25 protein-coding genes and 1 pseudogene are annotated in these 25398 nt (G+C 71.7%); 9 read left to right on the top strand and 17 right to left on the bottom strand.

Translation table 11 applies throughout. The features are described 5' to 3' along the window. Positions 1-99: 99 nt before the first annotated feature. Positions 100-1131, top strand: coding sequence for a class II fructose-bisphosphatase (gene glpX / locus C6361_RS35355; protein ID WP_107270481.1), 1032 nt, complete (start codon positions 100-102; stop codon positions 1129-1131). A 34-nt stretch (positions 1132-1165) separates the two neighbouring features. On the opposite strand, the gene C6361_RS35350 is transcribed toward glpX, so the two are convergent. Beyond that, the gene (locus tag C6361_RS35350; protein WP_107270480.1) at positions 1166-2092 is read right to left on the bottom strand and encodes an NAD-dependent epimerase/dehydratase family protein; all 927 of its coding nucleotides are present in this window, start codon (positions 2090-2092) and stop codon (positions 1166-1168) included. A 172-nt stretch (positions 2093-2264) separates the two neighbouring features. Between C6361_RS35350 and C6361_RS35345 the strand changes: the two genes are divergently transcribed. Further along, positions 2265-3005: a TetR/AcrR family transcriptional regulator gene (locus C6361_RS35345; protein ID WP_107271383.1), complete on the top strand. Its 741-nt coding sequence runs from the start codon at positions 2265-2267 to the stop codon at positions 3003-3005. On the opposite strand, the gene C6361_RS35340 is transcribed toward C6361_RS35345, so the two are convergent. The 6 genes from C6361_RS35340 to C6361_RS35315 all read right to left on the bottom strand — a co-directional run bounded on the left by C6361_RS35340 (position 2984) and on the right by C6361_RS35315 (position 8530). Continuing rightward, on the bottom strand, positions 2984-3952 hold the full coding sequence (locus C6361_RS35340; protein ID WP_107257826.1) for an NAD(P)/FAD-dependent oxidoreductase: 969 nt from the start codon (positions 3950-3952) through the stop codon (positions 2984-2986). The genes C6361_RS35345 and C6361_RS35340 overlap by 22 nt on opposite strands. A gap of 112 nt (positions 3953-4064) precedes the next feature. After that, a complete protein-coding gene (locus C6361_RS35335; RefSeq protein WP_107263809.1) occupies positions 4065-4709 on the bottom strand; it encodes a rhomboid family intramembrane serine protease in 645 nt (214 codons plus the stop codon). A gap of 190 nt (positions 4710-4899) precedes the next feature. Continuing rightward, positions 4900-5589, bottom strand: a complete 690-nt coding sequence (locus tag C6361_RS35330; protein WP_107257825.1) for a lytic transglycosylase domain-containing protein — start codon at positions 5587-5589, stop codon at positions 4900-4902. Positions 5590-5894: 305 nt separating this feature from the next. Next, on the bottom strand, positions 5895-7313 hold the full coding sequence (locus tag C6361_RS35325) for a PhoH family protein (protein WP_107270479.1): 1419 nt from the start codon (positions 7311-7313) through the stop codon (positions 5895-5897). Between the two features lie 362 nt (positions 7314-7675). After that, positions 7676-8008 carry a hypothetical protein gene (locus C6361_RS35320; RefSeq protein WP_107257823.1) on the bottom strand — a complete coding sequence of 111 codons (333 nt, stop codon included), beginning with the start codon at positions 8006-8008 and terminating at the stop codon, positions 7676-7678. A 162-nt stretch (positions 8009-8170) separates the two neighbouring features. After that, positions 8171-8530: a hypothetical protein gene (locus tag C6361_RS35315; protein ID WP_107270478.1), complete on the bottom strand. Its 360-nt coding sequence runs from the start codon at positions 8528-8530 to the stop codon at positions 8171-8173. 264 nt (positions 8531-8794) lie between these two features. Here C6361_RS35315 and C6361_RS35310 point away from each other — a divergent pair, with 264 nt between their 5' ends. The 3 genes from C6361_RS35310 to otsB all read left to right on the top strand — a co-directional run bounded on the left by C6361_RS35310 (position 8795) and on the right by otsB (position 10842). Beyond that, positions 8795-9235: a helix-turn-helix transcriptional regulator gene (locus tag C6361_RS35310; protein WP_107257821.1), complete on the top strand. Its 441-nt coding sequence runs from the start codon at positions 8795-8797 to the stop codon at positions 9233-9235. Positions 9236-9394: 159 nt separating this feature from the next. Next, positions 9395-9766 carry a hypothetical protein gene (locus tag C6361_RS35305; RefSeq protein ID WP_107257820.1) on the top strand — a complete coding sequence of 124 codons (372 nt, stop codon included), beginning with the start codon at positions 9395-9397 and terminating at the stop codon, positions 9764-9766. 251 nt (positions 9767-10017) lie between these two features. Then, positions 10018-10842 carry a trehalose-phosphatase gene (gene otsB / locus C6361_RS35300; RefSeq protein WP_107257819.1) on the top strand — a complete coding sequence of 275 codons (825 nt, stop codon included), beginning with the start codon at positions 10018-10020 and terminating at the stop codon, positions 10840-10842. A 45-nt stretch (positions 10843-10887) separates the two neighbouring features. Here the strand turns inward: otsB and C6361_RS35295 are convergent, their stop codons facing one another. The 4 genes from C6361_RS35295 to C6361_RS35280 form a co-directional block, all read right to left on the bottom strand. Further along, positions 10888-11658, bottom strand: a complete 771-nt coding sequence (locus C6361_RS35295) for an isoprenyl transferase (RefSeq protein WP_107257818.1) — start codon at positions 11656-11658, stop codon at positions 10888-10890. 17 nt (positions 11659-11675) lie between these two features. Then, a complete protein-coding gene (locus C6361_RS35290; RefSeq protein WP_107270477.1) occupies positions 11676-12824 on the bottom strand; it encodes a geranylgeranyl reductase family protein in 1149 nt (382 codons plus the stop codon). 11 nt (positions 12825-12835) lie between these two features. Next, a complete protein-coding gene (locus C6361_RS35285; protein ID WP_107271382.1) occupies positions 12836-13726 on the bottom strand; it encodes a hypothetical protein in 891 nt (296 codons plus the stop codon). Positions 13727-13848: 122 nt separating this feature from the next. Next, entirely contained in the window at positions 13849-15720 is a 1872-nt protein-coding gene (locus tag C6361_RS35280) for a phosphoenolpyruvate carboxykinase (GTP) (protein ID WP_107257816.1), read from the bottom strand. 457 nt (positions 15721-16177) lie between these two features. On the opposite strand from C6361_RS35280, the gene C6361_RS35275 reads away from it, so the two are divergent. From C6361_RS35275 to C6361_RS35265, 3 genes and pseudogenes are all read left to right on the top strand, one after another. Continuing rightward, positions 16178-16672: a GtrA family protein gene (locus C6361_RS35275; RefSeq protein ID WP_234359195.1), complete on the top strand. Its 495-nt coding sequence runs from the start codon at positions 16178-16180 to the stop codon at positions 16670-16672. A 62-nt stretch (positions 16673-16734) separates the two neighbouring features. After that, a pseudogene (locus C6361_RS35270) lies at positions 16735-17164 on the top strand (GtrA family protein); the annotation flags it as partial. Positions 17165-17588: 424 nt separating this feature from the next. Beyond that, on the top strand, positions 17589-18089 hold the full coding sequence (locus tag C6361_RS35265) for a MaoC/PaaZ C-terminal domain-containing protein (protein ID WP_199853164.1): 501 nt from the start codon (positions 17589-17591) through the stop codon (positions 18087-18089). 77 nt (positions 18090-18166) lie between these two features. Here the strand turns inward: C6361_RS35265 and C6361_RS35260 are convergent, their stop codons facing one another. Together C6361_RS35260 and C6361_RS39380 are read right to left on the bottom strand one after the other, a co-directional pair. Further along, positions 18167-18763 carry a PH domain-containing protein gene (locus tag C6361_RS35260; RefSeq protein WP_107263806.1) on the bottom strand — a complete coding sequence of 199 codons (597 nt, stop codon included), beginning with the start codon at positions 18761-18763 and terminating at the stop codon, positions 18167-18169. A 243-nt stretch (positions 18764-19006) separates the two neighbouring features. Continuing rightward, positions 19007-20083 carry a biotin--[acetyl-CoA-carboxylase] ligase gene (locus C6361_RS39380; protein ID WP_107270475.1) on the bottom strand — a complete coding sequence of 359 codons (1077 nt, stop codon included), beginning with the start codon at positions 20081-20083 and terminating at the stop codon, positions 19007-19009. Between the two features lie 176 nt (positions 20084-20259). Between C6361_RS39380 and C6361_RS35250 the strand changes: the two genes are divergently transcribed. After that, positions 20260-21852 (top strand): acyl-CoA carboxylase subunit beta, encoded by a 1593-nt coding sequence (locus C6361_RS35250; protein WP_107271381.1) that lies wholly within the window; start codon positions 20260-20262, stop codon positions 21850-21852. A gap of 16 nt (positions 21853-21868) precedes the next feature. Here C6361_RS35250 and C6361_RS35245 read toward each other — a convergent pair whose 3' ends face one another. The 4 genes from C6361_RS35245 to C6361_RS35230 all read right to left on the bottom strand — a co-directional run bounded on the left by C6361_RS35245 (position 21869) and on the right by C6361_RS35230 (position 25364). Continuing rightward, the gene (locus C6361_RS35245; protein WP_159079633.1) at positions 21869-22864 is read right to left on the bottom strand and encodes a hypothetical protein; all 996 of its coding nucleotides are present in this window, start codon (positions 22862-22864) and stop codon (positions 21869-21871) included. After that, the gene (locus C6361_RS35240) at positions 22857-23357 is read right to left on the bottom strand and encodes a SigE family RNA polymerase sigma factor (protein WP_107270473.1); all 501 of its coding nucleotides are present in this window, start codon (positions 23355-23357) and stop codon (positions 22857-22859) included. Before C6361_RS35240 ends, C6361_RS35245 begins: the two co-directional genes overlap by 8 nt. 169 nt (positions 23358-23526) lie before the next feature. Then, positions 23527-24552 (bottom strand): ketopantoate reductase family protein, encoded by a 1026-nt coding sequence (locus tag C6361_RS35235; RefSeq protein WP_107270472.1) that lies wholly within the window; start codon positions 24550-24552, stop codon positions 23527-23529. 71 nt (positions 24553-24623) lie between these two features. Continuing rightward, positions 24624-25364, bottom strand: coding sequence for a M50 family metallopeptidase (locus tag C6361_RS35230; protein WP_107257809.1), 741 nt, complete (start codon positions 25362-25364; stop codon positions 24624-24626). Between the last annotated feature and the right edge of the window lie 34 nt (positions 25365-25398).

Here is a 25398-nt window from a genome sequence, read left to right as displayed (position 1 = left end):
CGGCGTTAGGTTGACCAGCGTGTCAGGATTCCTGACAAGGCCGGCGGCGCGCGCCACGCTGTGCCGGGCCACCCCGCAGTGTCGCGAGGAGGAGCCGACATGACGAACACCCGTACCCGGGTGCCACAGAACCTCGACCGCAACCTTGCCCTCGATCTCGTCCGGGTCACCGAGGCGGCGGCGATGGCCGCCGGCCGATGGGTCGGCCGGGGCGACAAGGAGGGTGGCGACGGCGCGGCCGTCGACGCCATGCGCAAGCTGATCAACTCGATCCCGATGCGTGGGGTGGTGGTGATCGGCGAGGGCGAGAAGGACAACGCCCCGATGCTCTTCAACGGTGAGCAGGTCGGCGACGGCACCGGGCCGGAGGTCGACGTGGCGGTCGACCCGATCGACGGCACCACCCTGATGAGCAAGGGCATGCCGAACGCCCTGGCCGTGCTCGCGGTGGCCGAACGCGGCGCGATGTTCGACCCGAGTGCCGTCTTCTACATGGAGAAGCTCGCGGTCGGCCCGGTCTACGCGGACGTCGTCGACATCAACGCCGGGGTGGCCGAGAACCTGCGCCGGATCGCCAAGGTCAAGGGGACCGAGGTCTCCGACGTCACGGTCTGCGTGCTCGACCGCCCCCGGCACAAGGAACTGGTGCAACAGATCCGCCGGGTCGGTGCCGGGATCCAGTTCATCTCCGACGGCGACATCGCCGGGGCCATCGCCGCCGCCCGGGGCGAGTCCGGCGTCGACGTGCTGATGGGGATCGGCGGCACCCCGGAGGGCATCACCGCCGCCTGCGCGCTGAAGTGCATGGGCGGGGCGATGCAGGCCAAGCTCTGGCCCCGCGACGACGAGGAGCGGGAGAAGGCGCTCGCCGCCGGGCACGACCTGAGCCGGGTACTGCACACCGACGACCTGGTGACCGGGGACAACGCCTTCTTCGTGGCCACCGGGATCACCTCCGGCGACCTGCTGCGCGGGGTCCGCTACCGGGCCGGTGGGGCGTACACCCAGTCGATCGTGATGCGCTCCAAGAGCGGCACGATCCGGGTGATCGACTCGTACCACCGGCTGGAGAAGCTGGCGCTCTATTCGGCGATCGACTTCGACGGCCGTCCCCTGGCCGAGCAGGAGTAGCCTCGGGCCGGATCGCCCCGGACGGGTCGGCCTATCAGCGGGAGACCGCCGGGGCGAGTCCGGCGGTCTCCCGGAGCGCGGTGTCCAGCCCGGTCGGCTCGATGCCGAACGTCGCGGTCGCCGCCGAGGAGTCCAGCACGAACGGCCGGCGGAACTGGTACGCCGTCTCCCGCAGCTCCCGCGCCGTCGGGTCGAAGAGCCCGCCGAGCCAGAGCAGCGCGGGCGGCATCGAGGTGAGTCGCGGCGCCGGGGCGCCGGCCAGCTCGGCGAGCCGGGTCGCCAGCGCCCGGATCGAGACCGGCGGCTGACCGGGTACGTGCCAGGGCCGTCCCCAGGCCCGCTCGTCGGCGGCAGCGGCGACCAGGGTACGGGCGACGTCGCCGACGTACGTCCAACTGTGCGGGGCGTCGAGGTCGGCCGGTACGCTCGCCCGCTTCCCGGCCAGCACCTTCGGCATCGCGAGCAGGGTGAAGATGGTCTGCGCGCCCGCACCGAGGTAGTCGGAGCCGCGTACCTCGGTCGCCCGGACCCGCCCCGCCTCGTGCGCGGCCAGCGCGTCCTGCCACATCCGCGCCCGGACCCGGCCCTTCACGCCGTTCGGGCGCAGTGGCGCGCTCTCGGTGATCGGCCCGTCCACCGGGCCGTAGCCGTACAGGTTGCCGGTGGTCGCCAGCACCGCCCCGCTGCGTTCCGCCACGGCCAGCAGCGCGGCGGCGATCGGCGGCCAGTCGGTGGCCCAGCGGTGGTACGCCGGGTTGGCACAGTTGTAGATCGCCGCCGCCCCGTGCGCCAGTTCGGCCAGCCGGGGGTCGGTCGCGTCGGCGGCGACCCGCTCGATGCCGGGATGCTCCGGTCCACCGCCCCGGCGGCTGACCAGCCGGACCCGCTCGCCCAGGTCGGCGAGCAGCCGGGCCACGCCCTGGCCGACCGGGCCGGCGCCGACGATCACCTGGAGTGCCATCCACCCCACCTTTCAGATCAACTCTCTGCTTCGAGAGCAGTGCTCTCGCCTGGCTTCCACAGCCTGCCCTCCGACGGCCGCGCCGTCAAGAGCACCGCTCTCGTTTTTGTCCGGCGCTCACATTCGGCACCGGTGCGCTCGGCAGACCGCCGGGGTGTGGCAGGGTGGCGGCATGTCCGCACCATCGATCCGGGCCCGGGTCCGCGCCGAGATGACCGAGGAGATCAAGGCGGTCGCCCGGCGGCACCTCGCGACCGAGGGCGGCAACCTCTCGCTCCGGGCCGTCGCCCGGGACCTCGGCATGGTCTCGTCGGCCGTCTACCGGTACTTCCCGAGCCGGGACGCGCTGCTCACCGTGCTGATCGTGGAGGCGTACCAGGCGCTCGGCGACGCGGCCGAGGCGGGTGACGCGGCGGTCGACCGGCACGACCTGCGCGGACGCTGGCTGGGGGTGAGCCACGCCGTACGGGCCTGGTCACTCGCACACCCCGCCGAGTACGCGCTGCTGTACGGCAGCCCGGTGCCCGGCTACGCCGCCCCGGCCGAGACCGTCGTCCCGGCCCAGCGGGTGGTCTACGCCCTGGTCGAGATCATGGTCGACGGGGCCGCCGCCGGCCGGCTCGCCCCACCCGACGCCACCCCGGTGCCGCCCCCGGTCCGCGCCGACCTGGCCCGGCTGCTCCAGCAACGTCCCGGGGTACTCACCGAGGAGCAGCTCGTCCGCTGCATGGCCGCCTGGAGCCAGCTCTTCGGCCTGGTCAGCTTCGAGGTGTTCGGCCGGCTCGCCCAGGGGGTGGTCGAGGACTACGCGGCGTACTTCGACCACCAGATGCGGCTGATGGCCGACCTGGCCGGCCTACCCGACGAGCCGGATCGGCCCGACGAGCCGGGTCAGCCCGCGTCGGAGGAGTGACCGGGGAAGAGGTGCGCGGCCGGGTTGATCACCACGGCGGCGTTGTTCACCGCCGTCGCCGCCTCGCCGAAGCCGGTGGCGATCAGCCGGACCTTGCCCGGATATTCGGTGATGTCACCGGCGGAGAAGACCCGGGGCAGGTTGGTGACCATGGTGCTGTCGACCAGGATGTGCCGCTTGTCGAGGTCGAGGCCCCACTCGGTCAGCGGGCCGAGGTCGGCGGTGAAGCCCAACGCGGCGACCACGGTGTCGACCGGGATCGTTTCGGTCGGGCCACCCTTGACCGCGATCTCCGCCCCGGTCACCGCGCCCTCGCCGTGCAGGGTCGTCACCTCGGCGTTGACCACGATGCGTACCGGCAGCTCGCGTACCCGGTCGACGGTGGCGGCGTGGGCCCGGAACCTCTCCCGGCGGTGCACCAGGGTGACCGACCGGGCCAGGGGTTGCAGCGCCAGCGCCCAGTCGAAGGCGGAGTCGCCGCCGCCGACGATCAGCACGTCCTGGCCGGCGAGATCGGCCAGGTGCGGTACGAAGAAGACGATGCCGCTGCCGACGAAGTTCTCGGCGGCCGGCAGCGGGCGGGGCGTGAAGCTGCCCAGCCCGGCGGTGACGATGATCGCGCCGCAGTGCAGGATGTCGCCGTTGGCGAGGCTGAGCACCGGCTTGCCGTCCAGGTACGACAGCTTCTCCGCGCGTACCCCGAGCAGGTATTCCGGGTTGAAGGACGCGGCCTGGGTGACCAGGTTGGCGACCAGGTCGCGGCCCTTGATCGACGGGAACCCGGCGACGTCGTAGATGACCTTCTCCGGGTACATCGCGGTGACCTGTCCGCCCGGCTCGGGTAGCACGTCGATGACCGCGACCGACAGCCCACGGAAGCCGGCGTAGTAGGCCGCGAAGAGGCCGGTGGGGCCGGCCCCGATTATCGCGACATCGACCTCACGCATGTGCTCACCGTCGCTCTCCGACTACGGACTGATCAGCGGCTGTGCTGATCCGACCGTAGGCGGACAACAGGCATCGAAGCAATAGCCGTCCCACCCGAGGGTGTACGCAGCGTCAGGGCAGCGTCATGGTCGACTCCGACCGGTACGGGTCGTCGTCGCGGGGCCGGCGCCGCCGGAAGACGATCGCGGCCACCAGCCCGCCGAGCAGCCCGAAGAGGTGCCCCTGCCAGGAGATCGGTTCGTCGGTGGGCAGCACCCCGAGCAGTTGCCAGCCGTAGAGCAGTCCGACCAGCAGCACGACGCCGAAGTTCCACCAGCTCCGCTCGACGATCCCCCGCATGAAGAGCAGGCCGAGGTAGCCGAAGACCACGCCGCTGGCCCCGACCACGATCGACGAGGGCGATCCGGTGATCCACACGCCGATCCCGCTGACGAACATGATCAGGAGCGTGGAGTAGAGGAACCGCCGCGCCCCGGTGGCGAGTACGAAGGTACCGAGCAGGATCAGCGGCACGCTGTTGCTGTAGAGGTGGTCGAAGCCGTGGTGCAGGAACGGCCCGAAGAAGATCCCGTCGAGCCCGGCGATGTTCCGGGGCATGATCCCGGCGGTGGTGTCGAATCCGGCGTTCAGCCAGACGTCGAGCGCCTCGATCACGAAGAGCACCGGCACCACGGCGCACATCGCGACGAAGGCCCGGCCGAGCGCCGCGTAGAACGCTTCGGTGCCGAACCGGTTCGGGTCGTTGCCGCGGGACATCGGGTCGAACGTCACCCTCAAGTTGCTATCAGCTTCCCGGGCCGACCGCCAGCGGAGCACGTCGAGGGGTCGGAAGAGCCCGTGCGAACCTCGGCGCGCTGTCGTCGGGATCTCAGGCCGCTCGGCCACCGGACGGGAAGGGCGGGGGTGCGGACCGATCGGTCCGGACCCCCGCCCTCTCGCGTCGCGCTCAGTACCAGCCGACGTCCTGGGAGTGTGCCCAGGCGTCACAGGGCGTGCCGTAGCGGCCCTTGATGTAGCCCAACCCCCACTCGATCTGGGTCGCCGGGCTGGTCTTCCAGTCGCTGCCGGCCGAGGCCATCTTGCTGCCGGGCAGCGCCTGCGGGATGCCGTACGCGCCGGACGACCTGTTCTCGGCCTTGTGGTTCCAGCCGCTCTCCTTCTTCCAGAGCTTGTCGAGACAGGGCATCTCGGCGAGCTTGAAGCCCTCTTCGAGCAGGAGAGCACAGCCGATCTTGCGGTTACCGCTGTATTCGTTGCACGAGGCGGGGATCGGCCCGGTGTAGGGCTTCGTGGCCTCCTCCGCCTCCTTCTTCTCCTGCTTCTCGCGTTCGCGCTTACGGCTCGCGGCCTGCTCCGCCTTCTTGGCCCGCTCCGCCGCCGCCTTGGCGACCTCGGCCGCCTTGCGGGCGGCCTCCGCCTCGGCGGCTCGCTGCTCGGCGGTGGCTCGGATGTGCGCCGCGTGCCGCTCGCGGAGCAGGTCCCACTCGGCCTGCTGCGCGTCGAACGCCGACTCGGCCTCGATGTTGTGTTGCTGTGCTTCCCGGTCTTCGCCGAGGTAGTAACCGCCGCCGACGCCCCCCACAAGCAGGGCGACCGCGACTCCCCGGACAGCGAACCGGCTCGACAGCCGACTCACAAAGTGGTCCTCTCGTCGGGATCAGGGTCGCGGCGCACCGGAGGCGAAAGGCCCGCTGGTCACGCCGCGAGCGCCCCGACCCGGTGGGCCGCGACCCCGACCGACCGCTGTCCGTCGGTGCCTCCGCCCCGCGAGGAGAACTGATCTCCAGCGATGCCCCCGGGACGTGGGCGCTCGAAGGACACGATTGCGCAAGGTGAGGCGGTTGGGAAATGAGAGGCGGAATTTGTGAACTGGGTCACGCCGTTTTTCGGCATAAACTAGGACAAACCCCACGCAGCCTCGCCCGCCGATCGGTCGCCCGGCTACAACGGGATGTCCTCCAGCAGGTCGGTGACCACCTCGGCGATCGGGGACCGCTCGGACCGGTTCAGGGTGACGTGGGCGAAGATCGGATGCCCCTTCAGCGCCTCGATCACCGCCGTCACACCGTCGTGCCGACCGACCCGCAGGTTGTCCCGCTGCGCGACGTCGTGGGTGAGCACCACCCGGGAGCCCTGACCCACCCGGGACAACACGGTGAGCAGCACGCCGCGCTCCAGCGACTGCGCCTCGTCGACGATGACGAAGGCGTCGTGCAGGCTCCGCCCCCGGATGTGGGTCAGCGGCAGGACCTCCAGCATCCCCCGGGCCAGCACCTCTTCCATCACGTTCTCGTGCACCACCGCGCCGAGGGTGTCGAAGACCGCCTGGGCCCAGGGCGACATCTTCTCCGCCTCCGAGCCGGGCAGGTAGCCGAGTTCCTGGCCGCCGACGGCGTAGAGCGGGCGGAAGACGATGACCTTCTTGTGCCGGCGCCGCTCCATCACCGCCTCCAGGCCGGCGCAGAGCGCCAGCGCGGACTTGCCGGTGCCGGCCCGGCCGCCGAGCGAGACGATGCCGATCGACTCGTCCAGCAGCAGTTCGAGCGCGACCCGCTGCTCGGCCGAGCGGCCGCGCAGGCCGAACGCCTCCCGGTCACCCCGGACCAGGCGTACGGTCTTGTCCGGCAGTACCCGGCCCAGCGCCGAGCCGCGCGGCGAGTGCAGCACCAGGCCGGTGTGCGTGGGCAGCCCGGCGGCGGCGTCCACGTCCAGCGCCGCGCCCTCGTAGAGCTGGTTGACCTGCTCCTCGGCCAACGCCAGCTCGGCCATGCCGGTCCAGGTCGGATCGCTGGCCTGGCCGTGCCGGTACTCGTCGGCGGTCAGTCCCACCGACGCCGCCTTGACCCGCAGCGGCATGTCCTTGCTGACCAGCGTGACCGGTTGCCCCTCGGCGGCCAGGTTGAGCGCGACCGACAGGATCCGGGTGTCGTTGGACTCGGTACGGAACCCCGGCGGCAGTACGCCGTCGTCGGCGTGGTTCAGCTCCACCCGCAGCGTGCCGCCCGAGTCGTTCGCCGGTACCGGCTGGTCCAGCCGGCCGTGCTTCACCCGCAGCTCGTCGAGCATCCGCAGCGACTGCCGGGCGAACCAGCCCAGTTCCGGGTGGTGGCGCTTCCCCTCCAACTCCGAGATGACCACGAGTGGCACCACCACCTCGTGTTCGGCGAACCGGTGGAAGGCGCCGGGATCGGAGAGCAGTACCGAGGTGTCCAGGACGTACGCCCGGGGTCCTGGTGCGGGCTCCGCACTGGTCGCCGGTTCGGTCGTCCGGGTACGGCGTCCGCTCCTGGCCCGGGCCGGGGTCTTGGTGGCGGCCGGGTTCTGCTCGTCGGCCCGAGGGGTGGTACGGCGATTCGTCACAGGCCTGCTCCGGCGGGTGTGCACCCGTCCACCCGCGTTCCGCCTCGTCCGGTGCCCGGAGACACGGGGTCGGATGCGGGCCCCGTGGCACGTGCAGTCGCAGAGTCCGGGCCGGCCGGCTGGCTCGGGACGACCCCGTGCCATGCGTAGACGCTAACCGGGGGATGCCAGCTTGGGCTAGGGCGGGCGGCTGTGCGACATCGCACGACACCGGGCGGCGGACCGGCCGGGATGCATGCCCCCTGCGCGCATCCCGGCCGGTGGGATCACCGTCACCGGTCTGACGTGATCCCGACGGTGCGGATCCTCACGGACCTGCGCACCGCGCTCGCGGGTGACCGCTCACCCCACCGCGCCGCCGGTCAGGCGTTCCTGACGGCGAGGGCGTCGGTGGAGTGCCGTCCGCCGTTGGTCGCGGTCCCCGCGAAAGAGGCGCCCGTATACGTCGTTCCCTGACCTACGACGGTGTGGGCGATGTGCGGTGTGGTGGGTGATGGCACCGCCAACACCGAGGCGATGGCCGCCTGCGCCTCCCTGCGTCGACGGTTCCAGGCCCCCCGGTCCCCGTCGAAATATCCCTGCCGGTAACCGAACCGGTAACCGAGCCGGTAGCTGAGCTGGCCGTGCAGCCGCCCGGCCGCGTAGCTGGCCGAGACGAGCAGGAGCAGGAGGAAGACCACGAAGAACGGACTCACCGTGTCTCCTCGCACCGCTCGCCGACGCCAGGTCGCCCGCCGACGCCGGAAGTCCGGGGCCTGAGCCGGCCGGTTCGCTGGTAACTCTCGCTCACCCGATCTCCTCGCTCCGCTCGTCGCTGTCCTTCAGTTCCACACCCGACCGGACGGTCGTCGGCCGGGTCACTTCTCCTCCGGGTCGGAGGGAGTCGGGTCGAGGGAGGTGGGATCGGTGATGAGCAGCCGGTCGAGATCCTCCGTGCTCACCTCCTCGACCAGTTCGACACTGATCCGGCAGCCGTCCAGCACGACCTCGGCGACCGAGGCGCGGCGGATCTCGCCACCGGCGTCGTACACCCGGACGCTCAGCTCGGGGCAGCCGAGGTGGGTACGCCAGGAGTTCCACTCGGCACGGTCACCGACGTTGAGCGAGAGGTAGCGGCAGCCGCGTGCCAGGTAGAGCCGCCATGGCGCACTGAGACCGGCGGCGACGCCGTCGGCGATCAGACCGAATGCCTGGGCCCGGGTTGCTAGTTCGGTCACCGGACTCCTCCAGTCGCGAGGGTGTCACCCTCGCGAGCACGAAACGTCTCATGCACGAGACAAACGGTAGGGCGTATCGTACGCGTGACAGTATCAGCTTTTCGTCTGATTACCCCCACACCTACGTACACCTATTGTTGCCACGTGATACCCCTCGACACAAGCAAGAGCACCGCGCGCCGGAAAAGTGAGCCGTTGTCACGCACGCAGTACAGGCTCGCCGCAGTCCCCCCGGAGGCGGGCGGCTGGCCGTACCGTCACCGGGTGCCGGACCGCGCCCACGGACGGAAGATCGCGTTCGCTGCCTTCGTACGCAAGGCACTCGACGACGCCCGCACCACCCGCGCCTGGACCGGCACCGAGGTCTCCCGGCGCACCGGTGTGTCCCGCCAGACCATCAACCGTTGGGTACGCGGCGAGTGGGCCAGTGACCCCGAGGCCGCCCGGGTGGTCGCGTTCTGCGAGGGCCTGGGGCTGGATCCGAGTGTCGCGTTCGGAGTGCTCGGCTGGGACCGGGCCACCCCGTCCCGCCCGGCGCCGAGCGCCCCGCCGATGGACCCGGACGTCGAGGCGCTGCTGCGCCGGCTGGTCGACCCTAACGTCTCGGACGCGGAGAAGTTCCACATTCGAGAGACCATCCGCTATCTGGCGTATCGCCCGCCTCTGCCGCTGGAAGTCCGAAAAGGGCGAAAGCAAGCCGGGTAGTTACTCAGATGGCGCAACTTCGCGCATGAGTCCCAACCAATCAGCTCCAGGAATCAATCAGTCGCGCTAACGTCCCTCTTCGTACTGCTTGGGCTCGTCGTCGGCGGGGGGACGGGACAAGGCCGAATTCAGCCCTGCGGGACAGAAGGAGGGTCAGCCATGACCCTGAAGTGGATGGCTGTCGTTGTCGCGGCGGTCTCCCTGACCTTGTGCGTGACCGCGAACGTGGTGGTCGGAACGGTGCACGGCGGCGACCCGGTGCCGTTCCTCGTGAACGTGCTCGCCATCACCGCCACCGGTACCGCCATCGTGCTGGCCGTCATCGCCGATCTCCACGAGCGGCTCAACGCCCGGATCACCGCACTCACCGAGTTCCTGATCGCCCGACTGAACGAGCTCGACCGCAACACCGGGGACCACAACACCGGGTTCGTCGAGGGCTACCTGCTGAGCCGCAACCAGGACTCGGCTGTGGTGCCGATCGGGCCCCGAATGCACGGCCGCCGGGCGATGCTCGGCGGCGACGACTGAGGGTCGGCCGGGCGGCGACACGACGCCCGACCGCACCGAGGGTCGACCCCGGGCGGGAGACGCGCGAGCCGACCGCGGCGACAAGGGGAGATCGCCGCAGCACCGCCGGCAGGTTGCCGTGCCAGCCACCGGCGGATCCACACCGGTACCGTCGACGGGTTGCCACCGACGATCGAGGTTGCCGCCTCGACGAGTGAGACGTTTTCGCTTCGACGTCTGCGGTGGCAACCCGCCGGGGTACGCTGACGCCCGTGCGGCCGATCAACACCGGGGGCGAACCCCCGACCCCTCCTCTGACCGCCGAGCAGGCGTGGCGGGCGACCGCCGAGCGGGCCGGGCGTTGTGTCCTCTTCTTCGACTTCGACGGGACTCTCGCCCCGGTCCGGGACGATCCGACCACCGTCGAGCCGGCCCCGAAGGCGCTGGCCGCGATCACCGCGCTCACCGAGGTGGTGCAGCGGGTGGCGATCGTCTCGGCCCGGCCGGTGGAGTTCCTCCGCGAGCGGTTCGCCGGTGCTCCCGGCGTCGACCTCTACGGCCTCTACGGGCTGGAGCACCTGCACGCCTCGGGCGAGACCGTCACCGTGGAGGCGGCGCTGCCCTTCGTGCCCACCATGGCCGAACTCGCCGACCAGGCCCGGGCCGAGCTGCCCGAGGGCACGCTGGTGGAATACAAGCGGCTCTCCGTCGCCCTGCACTACCGCACCGCCCCGCACCTGGCCGAGCAGGTCGAGCGCTGGGGGCGGGACCAGGCCGACCGGCTGGGCCTGCGGGTGCAGGTCGGCCGGATGGTGCTGGAGTTGAAGCCGCCGGTCGACCGGGACAAGGGAATGGTGATCGACGAGGCGGTCCGGGACGCCGGCTGCGCCTGGTATTTCGGTGACGACGTCTCGGACATCAAGGCGTTCGCGGCGCTGCGGGCCCGCGAGGCGGCCGATCCAGACTTCTTCGGCGTCTGCGTCGCCGTGGCCAACCCGGAGACCGGCGACGAGGTCTCCACCGCCGCCGACCTGAACATCGAGTCGCCGGAGGCGCTCGGCGACTTCCTCACCGAGGCCCTGCACCGGCTCACCTGACCCGGCGCCGCGAAGCGCCACGCCGCTGGTCGGGCGTGGCGCCGGCTATGCGCCGTAGCGGCGTTGCCGGTTCGCGTACGAGCGCAGTGCGCGCAGGAAGTCGACGTGCCGGAAGTCCGGCCAGTTCAGCTCGCAGAAGTAGAACTCGGAGTGCGCCGACTGCCAGAGCAGGAAGCCGGAGAGCCGCTGCTCGCCACTGGTCCGGATCACCAGGTCGGGATCGGGCTGCCCCCGGGTGTAGAGGTGCTCGGCGATGTGGTCCACGTCGAGCACCTCGGCGAGTTCCTCGATGGTGCCGCCGGCCGCCGCGTGCTCGTAGAGCAGGGACCGGACCGCGTCGGCGATCTCCCGCCGGCCGCCGTAGCCGACCGCGATGTTGACCTGCGCCCCGCCGACCCGGTCCTGGGTGCGCTCCTGCGCCGACTTGAGCGTGATGGCGGTCTGCGCCGGCAGCAGGTCGAGCGCGCCGACCATCCGCAGCCGCCAGGGGTTGCCCTCCTCGGCCAGCTCGACCACCAGGTCCTCGATGATCTGCACGAGCGGGTCCAGCTCGCTGGCCGGCCGGCGCAGGTTGTCGGTGGCCAGCAGATAGAGCGTGACGTGCCCGATCCCGGCCTGGTCACACCAGCCCAGGACATCTTTGATCTTGGCTGCGCCGACCCGGTGCCCGTCGTTGGGGTCGACGTACCCCATCTCCCTGGCCCAGCGCCGGTTGCCGTCGCACATCACCCCGACATGCTTCGGCACGGGTTTACCGGCGAGCTTCGCCGTCAGACGGCGCTCATACACCGAGTAGATCAGGTCGCGCAGACTCATCCCTTGCAGCGTACCGATCAGAATCGACGACGGAAGTGCCGCCCGGCCGAACCGGCCACCGCGCCGGCGACCCTGGTCAATGTCCGGGCGTCCAGCCGGCCGTCACCCAGGCCCAGCTCGACCAGCGTCCGGAAGACCCGGGCGTCCCGCTCGGCCGCCCGGACCACCCCGTCCACCACCGGCGCCCGGCGAGCCAGCCAGGCCACCGCCGAACTGTCCCGCAGGTGAGCGCCGAGCCGCGACCGCAGCGCGGCGGCGTACCGGTCGGCGGCGGCGTGCGGTGCCGTGGCGGCGGCCACCCCGGCCAGCGCACCGGAGAGGACCGCGTAGAAGATCCCCTCGCCGGTGAACGGGTTGACCAGCGACAACGCGTCCCCGGCCAGCACGATCCGGCCCCGGCCCGGCGCCGGCCGGCGGGTGGAGAGCGGCAGGTGGTGCGCCCGCAGCCCGGTGACGGTCGACGGGTCGATCTCGGGCAGCAGCGCCGCCAACCGGTCCAGCAGCTCGGTCCGGCGCAGCGGACGGCCGGCCAGCACCTCGCCGTACCCGACGTTCGCCCGCCCGTCCCCGATCGGGAACGCCCAGGCGTAGCCCGGCCAGTGCGCGGCCGAGGTGACGATCCGCTGCTCGGTGGGGCCGGCGGGGTTCGGGGCGTACCCTCGGATGGCCAGCGCCAGGTGCCCGTCCGGATTCGGTCCGTGCCCCAGCGCCCGCCGGACCACCGAACCGGCGCCGTCGGCACCGACCACGGCGCGGGCGGCGATCGTACCGTCGATCACGACCAGGCCGTCGGAGCGCTCGATCCGCCGGACCGCGTGCCGGCGCAGCTCCGCGCCGGCCGCGAGCGCCGCCGCCACCAGCCGGGCGTCGAAGACCCGGCGGGGCACCGTGTACGCCGGCCGGGGCAGCCGCCGCGCCACGTTCCCGCCACCGGGCGCCACCAGCCGCAGCGCCGGCACCGGCCGGTAGCCGGACACCGGGTCGGAAACCCCCAGTTCGGCGAGTACGTCGAGCGCGTGTGCGGCGATCCCGTCCCCGCACGCCTTGTCCCGGGGGAAGTCGGCCCGGTCGAGCAGCAGTACCCGTGCTCCGGCCCGCCGGGCCGCCAACGCGGCACTGGCCCCGGCCGGCCCGGCACCCACCACCGCGACGTCGACGGTCTCCACCGCCGGTCACCTCAGCCCGGCCGGGCGGCACCGACCGGCGAACCCGCCGGCACCCCGTCCCGGGCCGCCCGGCTCGCCCGGCGCAGCGCGTAGAGGGTCAGCCCGGCGGCCACCACCAGCGGCACACCGTCCCGGACCAGGCCGTCGACGCCGAGCAGCAGCCAGCAGAACGCCAGGTCGACCGCGACCACCGCCACGCTGACCAGCACCAGCAGGCCGCTCGCCCAGGTCTTGCCCCGGAGCAGGAAGAAGGTGCAGAACAGCACCGCGTAGCTGACCCCGATGCCGATGCCGAACCACAGCACCAGGGTAGGCACCGCGAGCAGCCGGCCGTCGAGAATCGTGCCGACCGCCACCAGACAGGGCACCAGGGTCAGCGGCCCGTACGTGAACGCGGCGACCCGGGCGGTGAGCAGCCAGCCGGTGACCGGCGGCCGGCGCGGGGTGACCTCCCGCCAGGAGATGCCCCGCCGGTCGACGACCAGCCGGCTCGGGTGCCGGACCAGGTACTCCCGCAGCGACGGCGACCGGTAGAGCAGCCAGACGACGGCGACGCAGAGTACGGCCAGTACGGCGAAGCCGAGTACTCCCGGCAGCGCGGGTACGCCGGCCCGGGGCACGATCAGCCGGCCGACCGCGAAGACGGTGGTCACCGCGAGGATCAGCCCGAGCGGGCGGGCACCGGCCCGGCCCCGCCGGACGTGCCGGATCAGGATCAGGAAGCCGAGGGTACGCAGCAGCGCCCAGCCGCTGCGCACCGCCAGCCCGAAGCCGCGCTCGTCGGCGTACCACCAGTTGAGCGCGTCGACCGCGACGGTGGCCGCCGCGGTCGCGGCGAGCAGCCAGGTCAGCACGCGGACGGCGGACGGCCGCCGGACCTCGGTCGCGGCGGCCGTCGTCATGCCGTCGATGATGCCCGACCCGGGCCACCGGCACACCCGCTCGGGAGTGCGGAGCGGGCCGGGCCGGCTGGTCGGCCGGCCGTGCCCGGCGGGCCGAACACGGCTGGTCGGTCGGGTGTTGCCTAGCGGCCCGAACGCGGCTGGTCCACGCCGACCCGGGCCGCCTCGTCGTCGAGTCGGGCCCGCAGCGCGTCCAGCTCGGCCCAGAGCACGCCGGGCAGCTTGTCACCGAACTTCTCGAACCACTCGGTGATCATCGGCAGCTCGTCGCGCCACTCCTCGACGTCCACCCGGGTCGCGATCCGCAGGTCCTCCGGGCTCATGTCCAGCCCGTCGACGTCGAGCGCGTCCGGGGCCGGTACGAACCCGATCGGCGTCTCGACCGCCTCGCCCCGGCCCTCCAGCCGCTCGACGATCCACTTGAGCACCCGGGAGTTCTCGCCGAAGCCGGGCCAGATGAAGTCGCCGTCGGCGTTCTTGCGGAACCAGTTGACGTAGTAGATCTTCGGCAGCTTCGACTCGTCGCCGTCGGTGCCCTTGCCCATCTCGATCCAGTGCCGGAAGTAGTCCCCGCCGTGGTAGCCGATGAACGGCAGCATCGCCATCGGGTCCCGGCGGACCACGCCGACCTCGCCGGAGGCGGCGGCGGTGGTCTCCGAGGAGAGCGTCGCTCCCATGTAGACACCGTGCACCCAGTCCCGGGCCTCGGTGACCAGCGGGATGGTGTCCTTGCGCCGCCCGCCGAACAGGATCGCGTCGATCGGTACGCCGTTCGGGTCGTTGAACTCGTCGGCGACGATCGGGCACTGGAGCAGCGGGGTGCAGAACCGGCTGTTGGCGTGCGAGGAGAGTTCGCCGCTCTCCGGGGTCCAGTCCCGACCCTTCCAGTCGATGAGGTGGGCCGGCGGCTCGCTCATCCCCTCCCACCAGATGTCACCGTCGTCGGTCAGCCCGACGTTGGTGAAGATGGAGTTCCCCAGGTCGATGGTGCGCATCGCGTTGGCGTTGGTCTTCCAGCCGGTGCCGGGCGCGACGCCGAAGAGGCCGTACTCGGGGTTGACCGCGTAGAGCCGGCCGTCCGGGCCGAACCGCATCCAGGCGATGTCGTCGCCGATCGTCTCGACCTTCCAGCCCGGAATGGTCGGCTCCAGCATCGCCAGGTTGGTCTTGCCGCAGGCGGACGGGAAGGCGCCGGCGATGTACTTCACCGTTCCCTCCGGCGAGGTCAGCTTCATGATGAGCATGTGCTCGGCGAGCCAGCCCTCGTCCCGGGCCATCACGCTGGCGATCCGCAGCGAGTAGCACTTCTTGCCGAGCAGCGAGTTGCCGCCGTAGCCGGAGCCGTAGGACCAGATCTCCCGGGTCTCCGGGAAGTGCGAGATGTACTTGGTGTCGTTGCAGGGCCAGGCCACGTCCGACTGGCCCGGCTCCAGCGGTGCACCGACCGAGTGCAGCGCGTGCACGAAGTCCGCGTCCTCCCCCATCCCGGCCAGCACCGTCGTACCCATCCGGGTCATGATGCGCATGCTCGCCACGACGTACGGGCTGTCGGTGATCTCGACGCCGAACATCGGCTGTTCCGCCTCCAGCGGACCCATGCAGAACGGAATGACGTACATGGTGCGTCCGCGCATCGAACCCCGGTAGAGGTCGGTCATGATGCGCTTCATCTCGGCCGGGGCCATCCAGTTGTTGGTGGGGCCGGCATCGCCCTCGTCGACCGAGCAGATGAAGGTGCGGTCCTCGGCCCGGGCCACATCGCCGGGATCGGTACGCCCCCAGAACGAGTTCGGCTTACGGGCCGGATCGAGGCGTACGAGGGTGCCGGCGTCGACCAGTTCGTCGGTGATCCGGCGCCATTCCTCGTCCGAGCCGTCGACCCAGACCACCTGGTCGGGACTGGTGAGTTCGGCTACCTCTTTGACCCAGGCGAGTAGTTTCGGATGGCTTGTCGGAGCTTGATCGAGACCCCGGATAGTAGCCGGAGCGGCCATGACAGTTCTCCTTTGGTCGACGCTGACCGATTGCAGGGCGCGCGGTGCCGAACAGACCGGCGACCGCGTCGCCTTGTGAAAGCCTGGGATTTCCGTCAGCGTAAACCGAGCCGGCGTTCGGGGCAGCGAGACTGGTTGTGAAGAACTGCACAAGATGCGGCCGGGCTGCGGTAAGGCGATTCTTTCCTCGCTCCCACGCGCAGTTTCACGCAAATCCTTCAGAGCAACCGCATTGCGTCACGGCATCCTCACAGTGGTCAGTGACGCCAGGTGACCCTGACGTCACATCCGACCCTCCGTTCGCCGGACCCGCACGCTCGGCACGCCGGGCCGGACGGGGTCCGGCGCCGCGAGTCGCCGGTTGCGGCCCGTGCGGACGAGCGGCAACCGGTACGCTCAAGCCGTGTCCTCGACCGCTACCGGCGAACAGCCCTCCCTGCCGGATGCACGACGCGGCGTGATTCGCACCCTTCTGGACCGGTTCGGTCACCTGATCCATGAGCTGGGCAAGTTCGGCACGGTCGGCGGGGTGGCCTTCGTGGTCGACTTCGTACTGTTCAACTACGCCAACGCGAGCCTCGGCTGGGAGACCCTCACCGCGAAGACGTTCTCCACGGTCATCGCCGCGACCGTCGCCTTCGTCGGCAACCGGTTCTGGACCTGGCGGCACCGGGAACGCTCCGGCATGGCCCGGGAATACTCGCTCTACTTCTTCTTCAACGCCGTCGGCCTGGGCATCGGCCTCGCCTGCCTGGCCATCAGCCACTACGGGCTCGGCAGCATCTGGCCGGGCGTGTTCAAGTCGCTGGTCGCCGACAACATCGCGGCCAACTTCGTCGGCGCCGCGCTCGGCACCTTCTTCCGGTTCTGGTCCTACCGCCGGTTCGTCTTCGTCGGCCCGGCGGCCGCCGACGCACCGGATGTGATCACGCAGAGTCACAAGAGGCAGTGACCGGCAACCCACCTCCGTCCGGTCGGCGCACCCGGCGCCCAGATCTGCCCTAAGGTGGTCGAATGCGTTTCGCCCGTCTGTTGCCCGAACGCTGGCAGAAGTTCCTGCGTGAGGTGCTGAAATTCGGTGCCGTCGGGGGTTTGAACGCCGCCATCAACTACGCGGTGTTCAACGCCCTGGCGCTCACCGTGTTCGCTGACGGGCAACTGAAGGCGAATGTCATCGCCACGGTCGTCGCCACCGTCTCGTCCTATCTGATGAATCGGCACTGGACCTACCGGGACCGGCCGAAGTCGGCAATGCGCCGCGAGTACGCCCTCTTCTTCCTCTTCAACGGCGCCGGGCTGGCCATCGAGCTGGGCGTGCTGGCCGTGGCCAAGTACGGGTTCGGCATCAGCAGCCTGCTGGCGCTCAACGTCGCCAAGACGGTCGGCGTCGGGCTGGCCACCATCTTCCGGTTCTGGTCCTACCGCACCTTTGTCTTCCGGAAATCCCCGAACAGGTCGTTCGTCCCGGTCGAGGACGGTGCGGCGGGCGGCACCACCGCCTCCAAGCGGACCGCCGAGCTGGACGACGACTTCCTGGCCGAGCTCGACCCGGTCGCCGAACTCGCCGAGGCGGTCGGCGAGCTGACCGAGCCCGACACTGCCGGCGCCCAGCCTGCCGGCGGCGGCCAGGTTGCCAGCGGCGGCCAGGTTGCCAGCGGCGGCCAGGGCGCGGGTCCGGAGACCGGGGTACCCGACCGCGCGGCCACACCCGCCGCGAACGGGCGGCGAACCGCTGCCGGGACGCCGGACGCCTCCGCCCAGCCGCTCGAGGTCCAGTTCGCCGAGACCATCGACGCCGCGCTGGAGACCGAACTCGCCGCCGAGCTGAACGCCGCTCCCCGGCGTTCGTCAGCCCGCTGAGCGGCGCGGTGAGCCGCTCGGGTACCGGCGCGCCCGCCGAACTGTTCTTCGAGGACCTGACGCCCGGCCGCTCCTTCGACCTCGGGATCACCGTCGTCGACGGGCGGGAGATGGTCGACTTCGCCCGGCGCTTCGACCCGCAGTGGTACCACGTCGACGAGGAGTTGGCCCGGCGCAGCCATCACGGCGGACTGATCGCCAGCGGCTTCTTCACGGTCAGCCTCTTCATGCGGGCGTACGTCGACCACGTGCTCGCCCGAGCCGCCGGGGACGCCTCACCCGGGCTGGAGGAGCTGCGCTGGCTGGCCCCGGTACGCGCCGGTGACCGGCTGGCGACCCGGCTGACCGTACTCGGCAGCAAGCCGTCGGTCGCGCGGCCCGGCTTCGGGACCGTCACCCTGACCGCCAGCATGGACCGGCTGGACGCGGAGGGCAAACCGGACCGCGAGGTGCTGCGTACCCGCTTCCGGGGCTGGTTCCTCATGCGGGAGCCGCTGCCGCCGGGCTGACCTGGCCGGGCGCCCGAACGAAAGGGCCCCTGCCCGGCCGCGCGCGGCGACTCGGGTGCCAGGGGCCCTTCCGGACGTTACTTCGACTCTTCGCGCAGCGGCTTGTTCGACTCTTCGCGCAGCGGCTTGCCCTCGGCCATGTCGGCCATGATCTCGCGCATCTCGCCGTCACCGAGCGAGTGCTTGTCGTGGTTGGCCTCGACGAGTTCGTAGAGCATGGTCTGCACCCGCTCCACGCCCGGGATGTCCTCCAGCACCGACTGGCCCCGCTCGCCGGCCGACTCGATGGTCAGCGTGCCGCAGCCGAGCAGCCGTTCGAGAAACTTCTGGTTCATCGAGTGGTCGTTGATCCGGCCGAGCGGGATGTCCCGGCGGTCGCGGGAGAAGACGCCCTTCTGCAACAGCACCCGCTCGTTGGTGAACAGATAGTGCGTGGTCCGCCAGACCAGGTACGGCCGGACGCTCAACCAGACCACCAGCACCAGCGCGACCGCCGCGATCACGTAACCGAGCACCGTGCCGGCACCGCTCGACGGCAGCAGAACGAGGCCGGCGACCACGGCGGCAACGGCCAGCACCAGCACCACGACCGGTCGGATCAACGCCTTCCAGTGTGGGTGCAGGTGCGTTACGACATGCTCGTCCTGGGTGAGCACGTCCTCAGGGAAAGCCACCCCATCCTCCTCGTCCATAACCGAATGTCCGCGGTGACCGTAGCGGTTCCGCGCCACCGCCGTGGTATCCGGTATCGACTCTTTATCGACAGTCGGGATTCCGCGAAGGCGGCGGCGAGTCGGACGGTCGTCGTCGACTTCGCGGCGACTCCGCAGCCGATGCCCGCAATCGATTCCCCGCCGCCGATCCGGTCGCCGATCCGGTCGCGGGTGAGCGCTGGTGGTCAGCGCAGGTGCAGGACGTCAGCGCAGGTGCAGGACGTCGCCGGCGGCGACCCGGCGCTCGCCGTCAGCGGTGGCGAGCACCAGTTGCCCGTCCGGGTCGACCGTGCTGGCGGTGCCGACCAGTTCGTCCCCGGCCGGCAGCAGCACCCGTACCTCGCGGCCCAGGGTGGCGCAGTTGCGCACGTACGCCTCGTGCAGGCCGCAGGCGAGCGCGTCGCCACCGGCGGTCCGCCAGCGGCCGTACCAGCGGTCGATCCCACGCAGCAGCGCCCGCAGCAGCGGGTCCCGGTCGGTGGCCGCCGCACCGGCCAGTTGCAGCGAGGTGGCCGGCAGCCCGGTCGGGTTGACCGGCAGCTCGTCGGCGCGGACCGTGACGTTCACGCCCAGCCCGAGCACCACCCCCGGGTCCGCCGCACCGGCCGCGGAGACCCCCTCGGCCAGGATCCCGGCGGCCTTCGCCTCGCCGTTCGGCCGGCCACCGGCCGCATCGGTCGACGGACCCTCGGCGCCCGCCGCGGCCGGGGACCGGCCCGTCTCGTCCGGGAACCGGCCGGTTTCGTCCGGGGACCGCTCGGCGGGGCGGCCGGTCTCGTCCGGGGACCGCTCGGCGGGGCGGCCGGTCTCGTCCGGGGACCGCTCGGCGGGGCGGCCGTTGCGCGGGCCGGCCCAGAGCAGGAGATCGTTCGGCCACTTCAGCGCCGAGTCCAGCTCGGCCAGCAGGTCCACCGCCTCCACCAGGGCGACACCGGCGAGCAGGGGCAGCCAGCCGTACCGGGACGCCGGCACCGCCGGCCAGTCCCGGTCGGGCTCGGCCAACCCGGGCCGGAGCAGCACGCTGACCGCGAGCCCGGCCCGGGCCGGCGACTCCCAGGTACGCCCGCGCCGGCCCCGCCCCGCGGTCTGCCGCTCGGCGACCACCACCAGCCCCTCCGGCTCACCGGCCCGGGCGGCCTCGGCCGCGTCGGCGTTCGTCGACCCGGTCTCGCGGTGCAGTATCAGCCGGGTCCAGAGGCTCTCCGGGGTGATCAGGGCCCGCCGGAGCCGCCGCGCGTCGAGCGGCGGACGGTCCAGGTCGGTGTACGGCGATCCCCGCATCAGCCCAGCGTACGGCTCCGGCCCGCCGGTGCGGGGCCGACCGTCGCGGCGGGGTCCTCCCGCCGGTCGCCGGCCGGGCTCCCCGCACGGAGATCGAGTCCCGGGGCCGGGTGGTGCGGCACACGCCCCGCCACCGGGCGGTGGCCGGGGCGCCGGCCGTCGTTACGATCGCGAACGTGACTGGGCAGCCGAGCACCACCGACGTCGACCCCCACAGCACCGCCGGCCGCCTCGCGGACCTGGACCGCCGGGTCGACGAGGCGGTGCACGCCGGTTCGGCCCGGGCGGTGGAGAAACAGCACGCCCGGGGCAAGAAGACCGCCCGGGAGCGGATCGAGCTGCTGCTCGACCCCGGTTCCTTCGTCGAGCTGGACGGGCTGGCCCGACACCGGTCGACCAACTTCGGGCTGGACCGCACCCGCCCGTACGGCGACGGCGTGGTGACCGGGTACGGCACCGTCGACGGTCGGCAGGTCTGCGTCTTCGCCCAGGACTTCACGGTCTTCGGCGGCTCCCTCGGCGAGGTCTTCGGCGAGAAGATCGTCAAGGTGATGGACCTGGCGATGAAGATCGGCTGCCCGGTGATCGGGATCAACGACTCCGGCGGCGCCCGGATCCAGGAGGGCGTGGTCAGCCTCGGCCTCTACGGCGAGATCTTCTTCCGCAACGTCCGCGCCTCCGGGGTGATCCCGCAGATCTCCCTGGTGATGGGTCCGTGTGCGGGTGGGGCCGTCTACTCCCCGGCGGTCACCGACTTCACCGTGATGGTCGACCAGACCTCGCACATGTTCATCACCGGGCCGGATGTGATCAAGACGGTGACCGGTGAGGACGTCGCGATGGAGGAGCTGGGCGGGGCGCGTACCCACAACACCCGCAGCGGCAACGCGCACTACCTGGCCACCGACGAGGACGACGCGATCGACTACGTCAGGGCGCTGCTGTCGTACCTGCCGAGCAACAACCTCGACGAGGCGCCGGTCTTCGAGGCCCCGGCCGAGCTGGAGGTCACCGACGTCGACCGGGAACTGGACACGCTGATCCCGGACTCGGCGAACCAGCCGTACGACATCCGCCAGGTGATCGAGCACGTTCTCGACGACGGGGAGTTCCTGGAGGTACAGCCACTCTACGCGCAGAACATCGTGGTCGGCTTCGGTCGGGTCGAGGGGCGGCCGGTCGGGGTGGTGGCGAACCAGCCGATGCACTTCGCCGGCTGCCTGGACATCGCCGCCTCGGAGAAGGCCGCCCGGTTCGTCCGCACCTGCGACGCGTTCAACATCCCGGTACTCACCTTTGTGGACGTTCCAGGCTTCCTGCCCGGTACCGGCCAGGAGTGGGACGGCATCATCCGGCGGGGCGCCAAGCTGATCTACGCGTACGCCGAGGCCACCGTTCCGAAGGTCACCGTGATCACCCGGAAGGCGTACGGCGGGGCGTACGACGTGATGGGCTCCAAGCACCTCGGCGCGGACCTCAACTTCGCCTGGCCGACCGCGCAGATCGCGGTGATGGGCGCGCAGGGGGCGGTGAACATCCTTTACCGTGCCGAGCTGGCCGCCGCCGACGATCCGGCCGCCGTCCGGGCCGAGAAGATCCGGGAATACGAGGACACCCTCGCCAACCCCTATGTGGCGGCCGAGCGCGGCTACGTCGACTCGGTGATCCGGCCGGCGGAGACCAGGAGCCAGATCGTGCGGGGGCTGCGGATCCTCCGCACCAAGCGCGAGACGCTGCCGGCGAAGAAGCACGGCAACATCCCGCTCTGACCCCGGCCGGGGCGACTCAACAGGGCGGGTTCGCGGCCTCGCAGAGCCGGACGGCGGCGCGCCGGGTCAACGCCTCGGCGCGCTTCGGGTCCGGCGCCTCGTCGACCCGGTCCACGGTGGCCACCAGGTCGCCGACCCGGACGACTCCGACCAGCCGGCTGGCCGGGCCGTCGACCACCGCCGCACTGTCCTGCCGGCGGACCGTGGTCCGCCAGTCCAGCAGCACCGACTCGTCCCCGGCGAAGTCCTCGGCCAGGACCCGCCAGCGGTGCTCCGCGTCGACGGCAAGCCCGCGGCCGTCGACCTCGATCGCCCCGGGGGTGCGATATTCGGCGCAGAGGTCGGGCACCGCACGGGCGTCCGCGAAGACCTGCCGGGCCGCGCCGGGGAGGAGCCGGAAGACCCGTTCGTGTACGACCGGCGCGCCGCTCTGCGGGTCACCGGGTACCGTCGGCGGCTGCTGCACGGTGTGCCGGCGGACCACCCGGGCCAGCCCGTCGTAGCGGTCCCGTAGGGCGTACCCGGGGCAGCCCAGCGGCACGGTCGCATCGACCACCTCCACCACCGTCTCCAGCCGCACCTCCTCCCGTTCCACCACCAGCCCCGGCCCGACGTCCTCCGGTTGCAGCAGTGCCGACGCCGGGATGGCGACCGGATCCGGCGACGGCACCGGAACCGACGGTCCGGCCAGCAGCGGCTGCTCCCCGGCCGGCAGCGGCCGTGGCACGTACCGCTCGACGGCCATCACCGAGCCCGACGCGACCACGACGAGCACCGCGACCGTCCCGACCAGCGACCTGATCCGATTGCGTCGCCGGGCCCGCGTGCGGATCTCCTCGGGCGCGAGCCAGCGGACCGTGGCGACCTCCTCGGCGATCCGGTCCGCCAGCTCCGGCCCCACCCCGGCCGACAGATCCGTCGGACCGCTGGTGGAAGGGCGTGCCGACCGACCCGTCGACGGATCGGACCGGTACCCGGGCTGGGCGGCCCGGGTGGACATCAACTCAGGCATCGGCGGCCTCCTCCAGATCCACGACCGTCAGCAGGCCGGCCAACGCCGCCCGGCCACGGGCCAGCCGGGCCTTCACGGTGCCGACGGGTGCCCCGGTCTCCCGGGCCACCTCGGCCACCGGCAGGCCGAGCAGGTAGTACAGGGCGATCGCGGTACGTTGCTCCTCCGGCAGCCGGCGGAGCGCGGCGACCACCTCGATCGTCTCGGTACCCGGCGCCGGGGTGTCGGCCGGCAACCCGTGCCGCAGGTACGCCCGGCTCCGGCTGCGCAGGCTGCGCCAGCGGCTGATCGCCACCCGGGCGGCCACCACCCGTACCCACGCCTCCGGATCGGCGTACCCGGACACCCGCGACCAGCGCTGCCACGCCCGGATGTACGCCTCCTGGACGGCGTCCTGGGCTTCGGCCAGGTCACCGGTCAACAGATAGAGGTACCCGAGCAGCCGTTGCCGGCTCCCCCGGTAGAACTCGTCGAAGTCGTCGACGTCGGGCACCTGCGACCTCCCCTGCCGGACATAGCCAATACGCCTGGGCCCCGGGGTGCGGTTGCGGGTCGGGTGCAAACTGTTCGGCAACGATGCCCTTCGGTCTGGGCTCGGCGGGACCGGTCAGGTCAGCTCAGGTCAGCTCAGGTCAGCTCAGGTCAGGTCAGCTCAGGTCAGCTCAGGTCAGGTCGGCGATCGGGAACTCGCCGGCCGGGATGTGTTCGCGGACCGCCCGGCGCATTGCCCGCTGCACCGCCGCATTCGCCGAGGTCGGCACCCCGTGCAGCCGGCCGAGCAGCACGATCTCGCCGTTGAGGTAGTCCGTCTCGGCCGATCCGGCGTCCCGGGCGAGGCTCTGCCAGGTCGAGCCGCCCTGCCGGGGCTGCCCGGCCACCGGTACCGCCTCGACCCGGTCACCGCGCTCGTCGGCTTCCTCCGCCCGCGAGGTGTAGCCGATCCCGGCCGCGTCGAGCGCCGCCTCCCCCTCGGCCAGTACCGCCGCGAGCAGCTCGGCCGCCCGGGCCGCCCGCCGGTCGTCGGCCCCGGATGCGGTACCGCCGACCGAGAGGCCGAAGAGCGCCTGGACGCCGTTGCCGAGGTTGCGCAGCAGCTTGCCGTACTTCCAGCGCATCACGTCGTCGCGGACCGGGGCGAGGAACCGGGCCGCCGCCAGGTCCGCGCCGATCCGCCGCGCGAGGTCGTCGGAACCGTGTGGGAAGGCGCCGAGATGCAGCATCCCCGAGTACGGGTGACCGCTGGCCACCACCCGTCCGGGTTCGAGGTGGGTCGCCGGGAGCCAGACGCAGACCGGATAGACCCGGTCGAAGAGCCGGGCGGCGGCGCGCTCGTTCGCCACCCCGTTCTGCGCGGTCAGCAGCGGCAGCCGCTCTGCCGCCGTGCCGCCGCCCTGGACCGGGAGGTCGGCCCAGCTCCGCAGCGCGGCCTCGGTGTCCTGCGACTTCACCGTCAACACCAGCACGGTGTCCGGGGTCAGCGGCTGGTCGACTCGGTCCGTGGCGGGGTCGCCGATGGCGGGGAGCCGGCCGACGTACTCGCCGTCCGGGGTGTTCAGGGTCAGCCCGTGCGCCCGGATCGCGGCCAGGTGCGCGCCCCGGGCCACCAGGGTCACGTCCCGGCCGGCCTCGCCGAGCCGTACCCCGATGGTGCCGCCGACCGCGCCGGCACCGATGATCACGTAACGCATCTCGTCCCCTGTTTCCTCGGCCGCTCAGCGTGGTCGGCTCGGCGTGGTCGGCGTTCGGCCCGGCCCGCTGGTCAGCCGGGCAGGCCGGTGGAGTTCAGTATCGGGCCGGTGAGCAGGGCGGCTCCGGCCAGCAGGGCGATCAGGTTGACCGCGCCGAAGACCCCGACCCAGACCAGGCCCGGTACCCGGGTCAGCCAGGCGAGCTGGTCGGCGTCCGACTGCGGCAGTTGACCGCGCCGCCGCAGCGTCTGGAGTTCACCCACCGGCCGTACGCCGCCGAGCAACAGGAACCAGACCCCGGTGTACGCGAATGCCGCCTGTACCTCCGGCGACGCCATCCAGGAGACCCCGAGTACGACCCCGGTGGTGACCACGATGGAGATGATGCCGAAGACGTTGCGGATCATCACCAGCATGGCGAGCAGCAGTGCGACCGCGACCCAGAGCAGCAGAGTGATCCGGTTTCCGCCGAGTACCCAGGCACCGGCCAGCCCGATCAGCGACGGTGCCAGATAGCCGGCGAGCAGGGTGAATACCATCCCGGGACCGGTCGGCCGGCCCGCCGACAGGGTCAGCCCGGAGGTGTCCGAGTGCAGCCGGATGCCCTGGAGACGACGTCCGGTGAGTACGGCCGCGAGCGCGTGCCCACCCTCGTGCGCGATCGTGATGGCGTTGCGGCCGATCCGCCAGGGCAGCCGAGTGAGCACCACGGTGAGGGCCACCAGCCCGGTGATCAGGACCAGCAGCGGGGGTGGGTCGGGCTGCGCCCCGAAGAGCTTGTCCCAGAGGTCTGTCAAGCCGTCCACTGACATCCGAGCGAGCCTAGCTCACGTCGCCGCTGCCCAG

The organism is Plantactinospora sp. BC1 (assembly GCF_003030345.1).
Lineage (GTDB): Bacteria > Actinomycetota > Actinomycetes > Mycobacteriales > Micromonosporaceae > Plantactinospora.
This window is presented reverse-complemented; position numbering and strand designations above follow the sequence as displayed.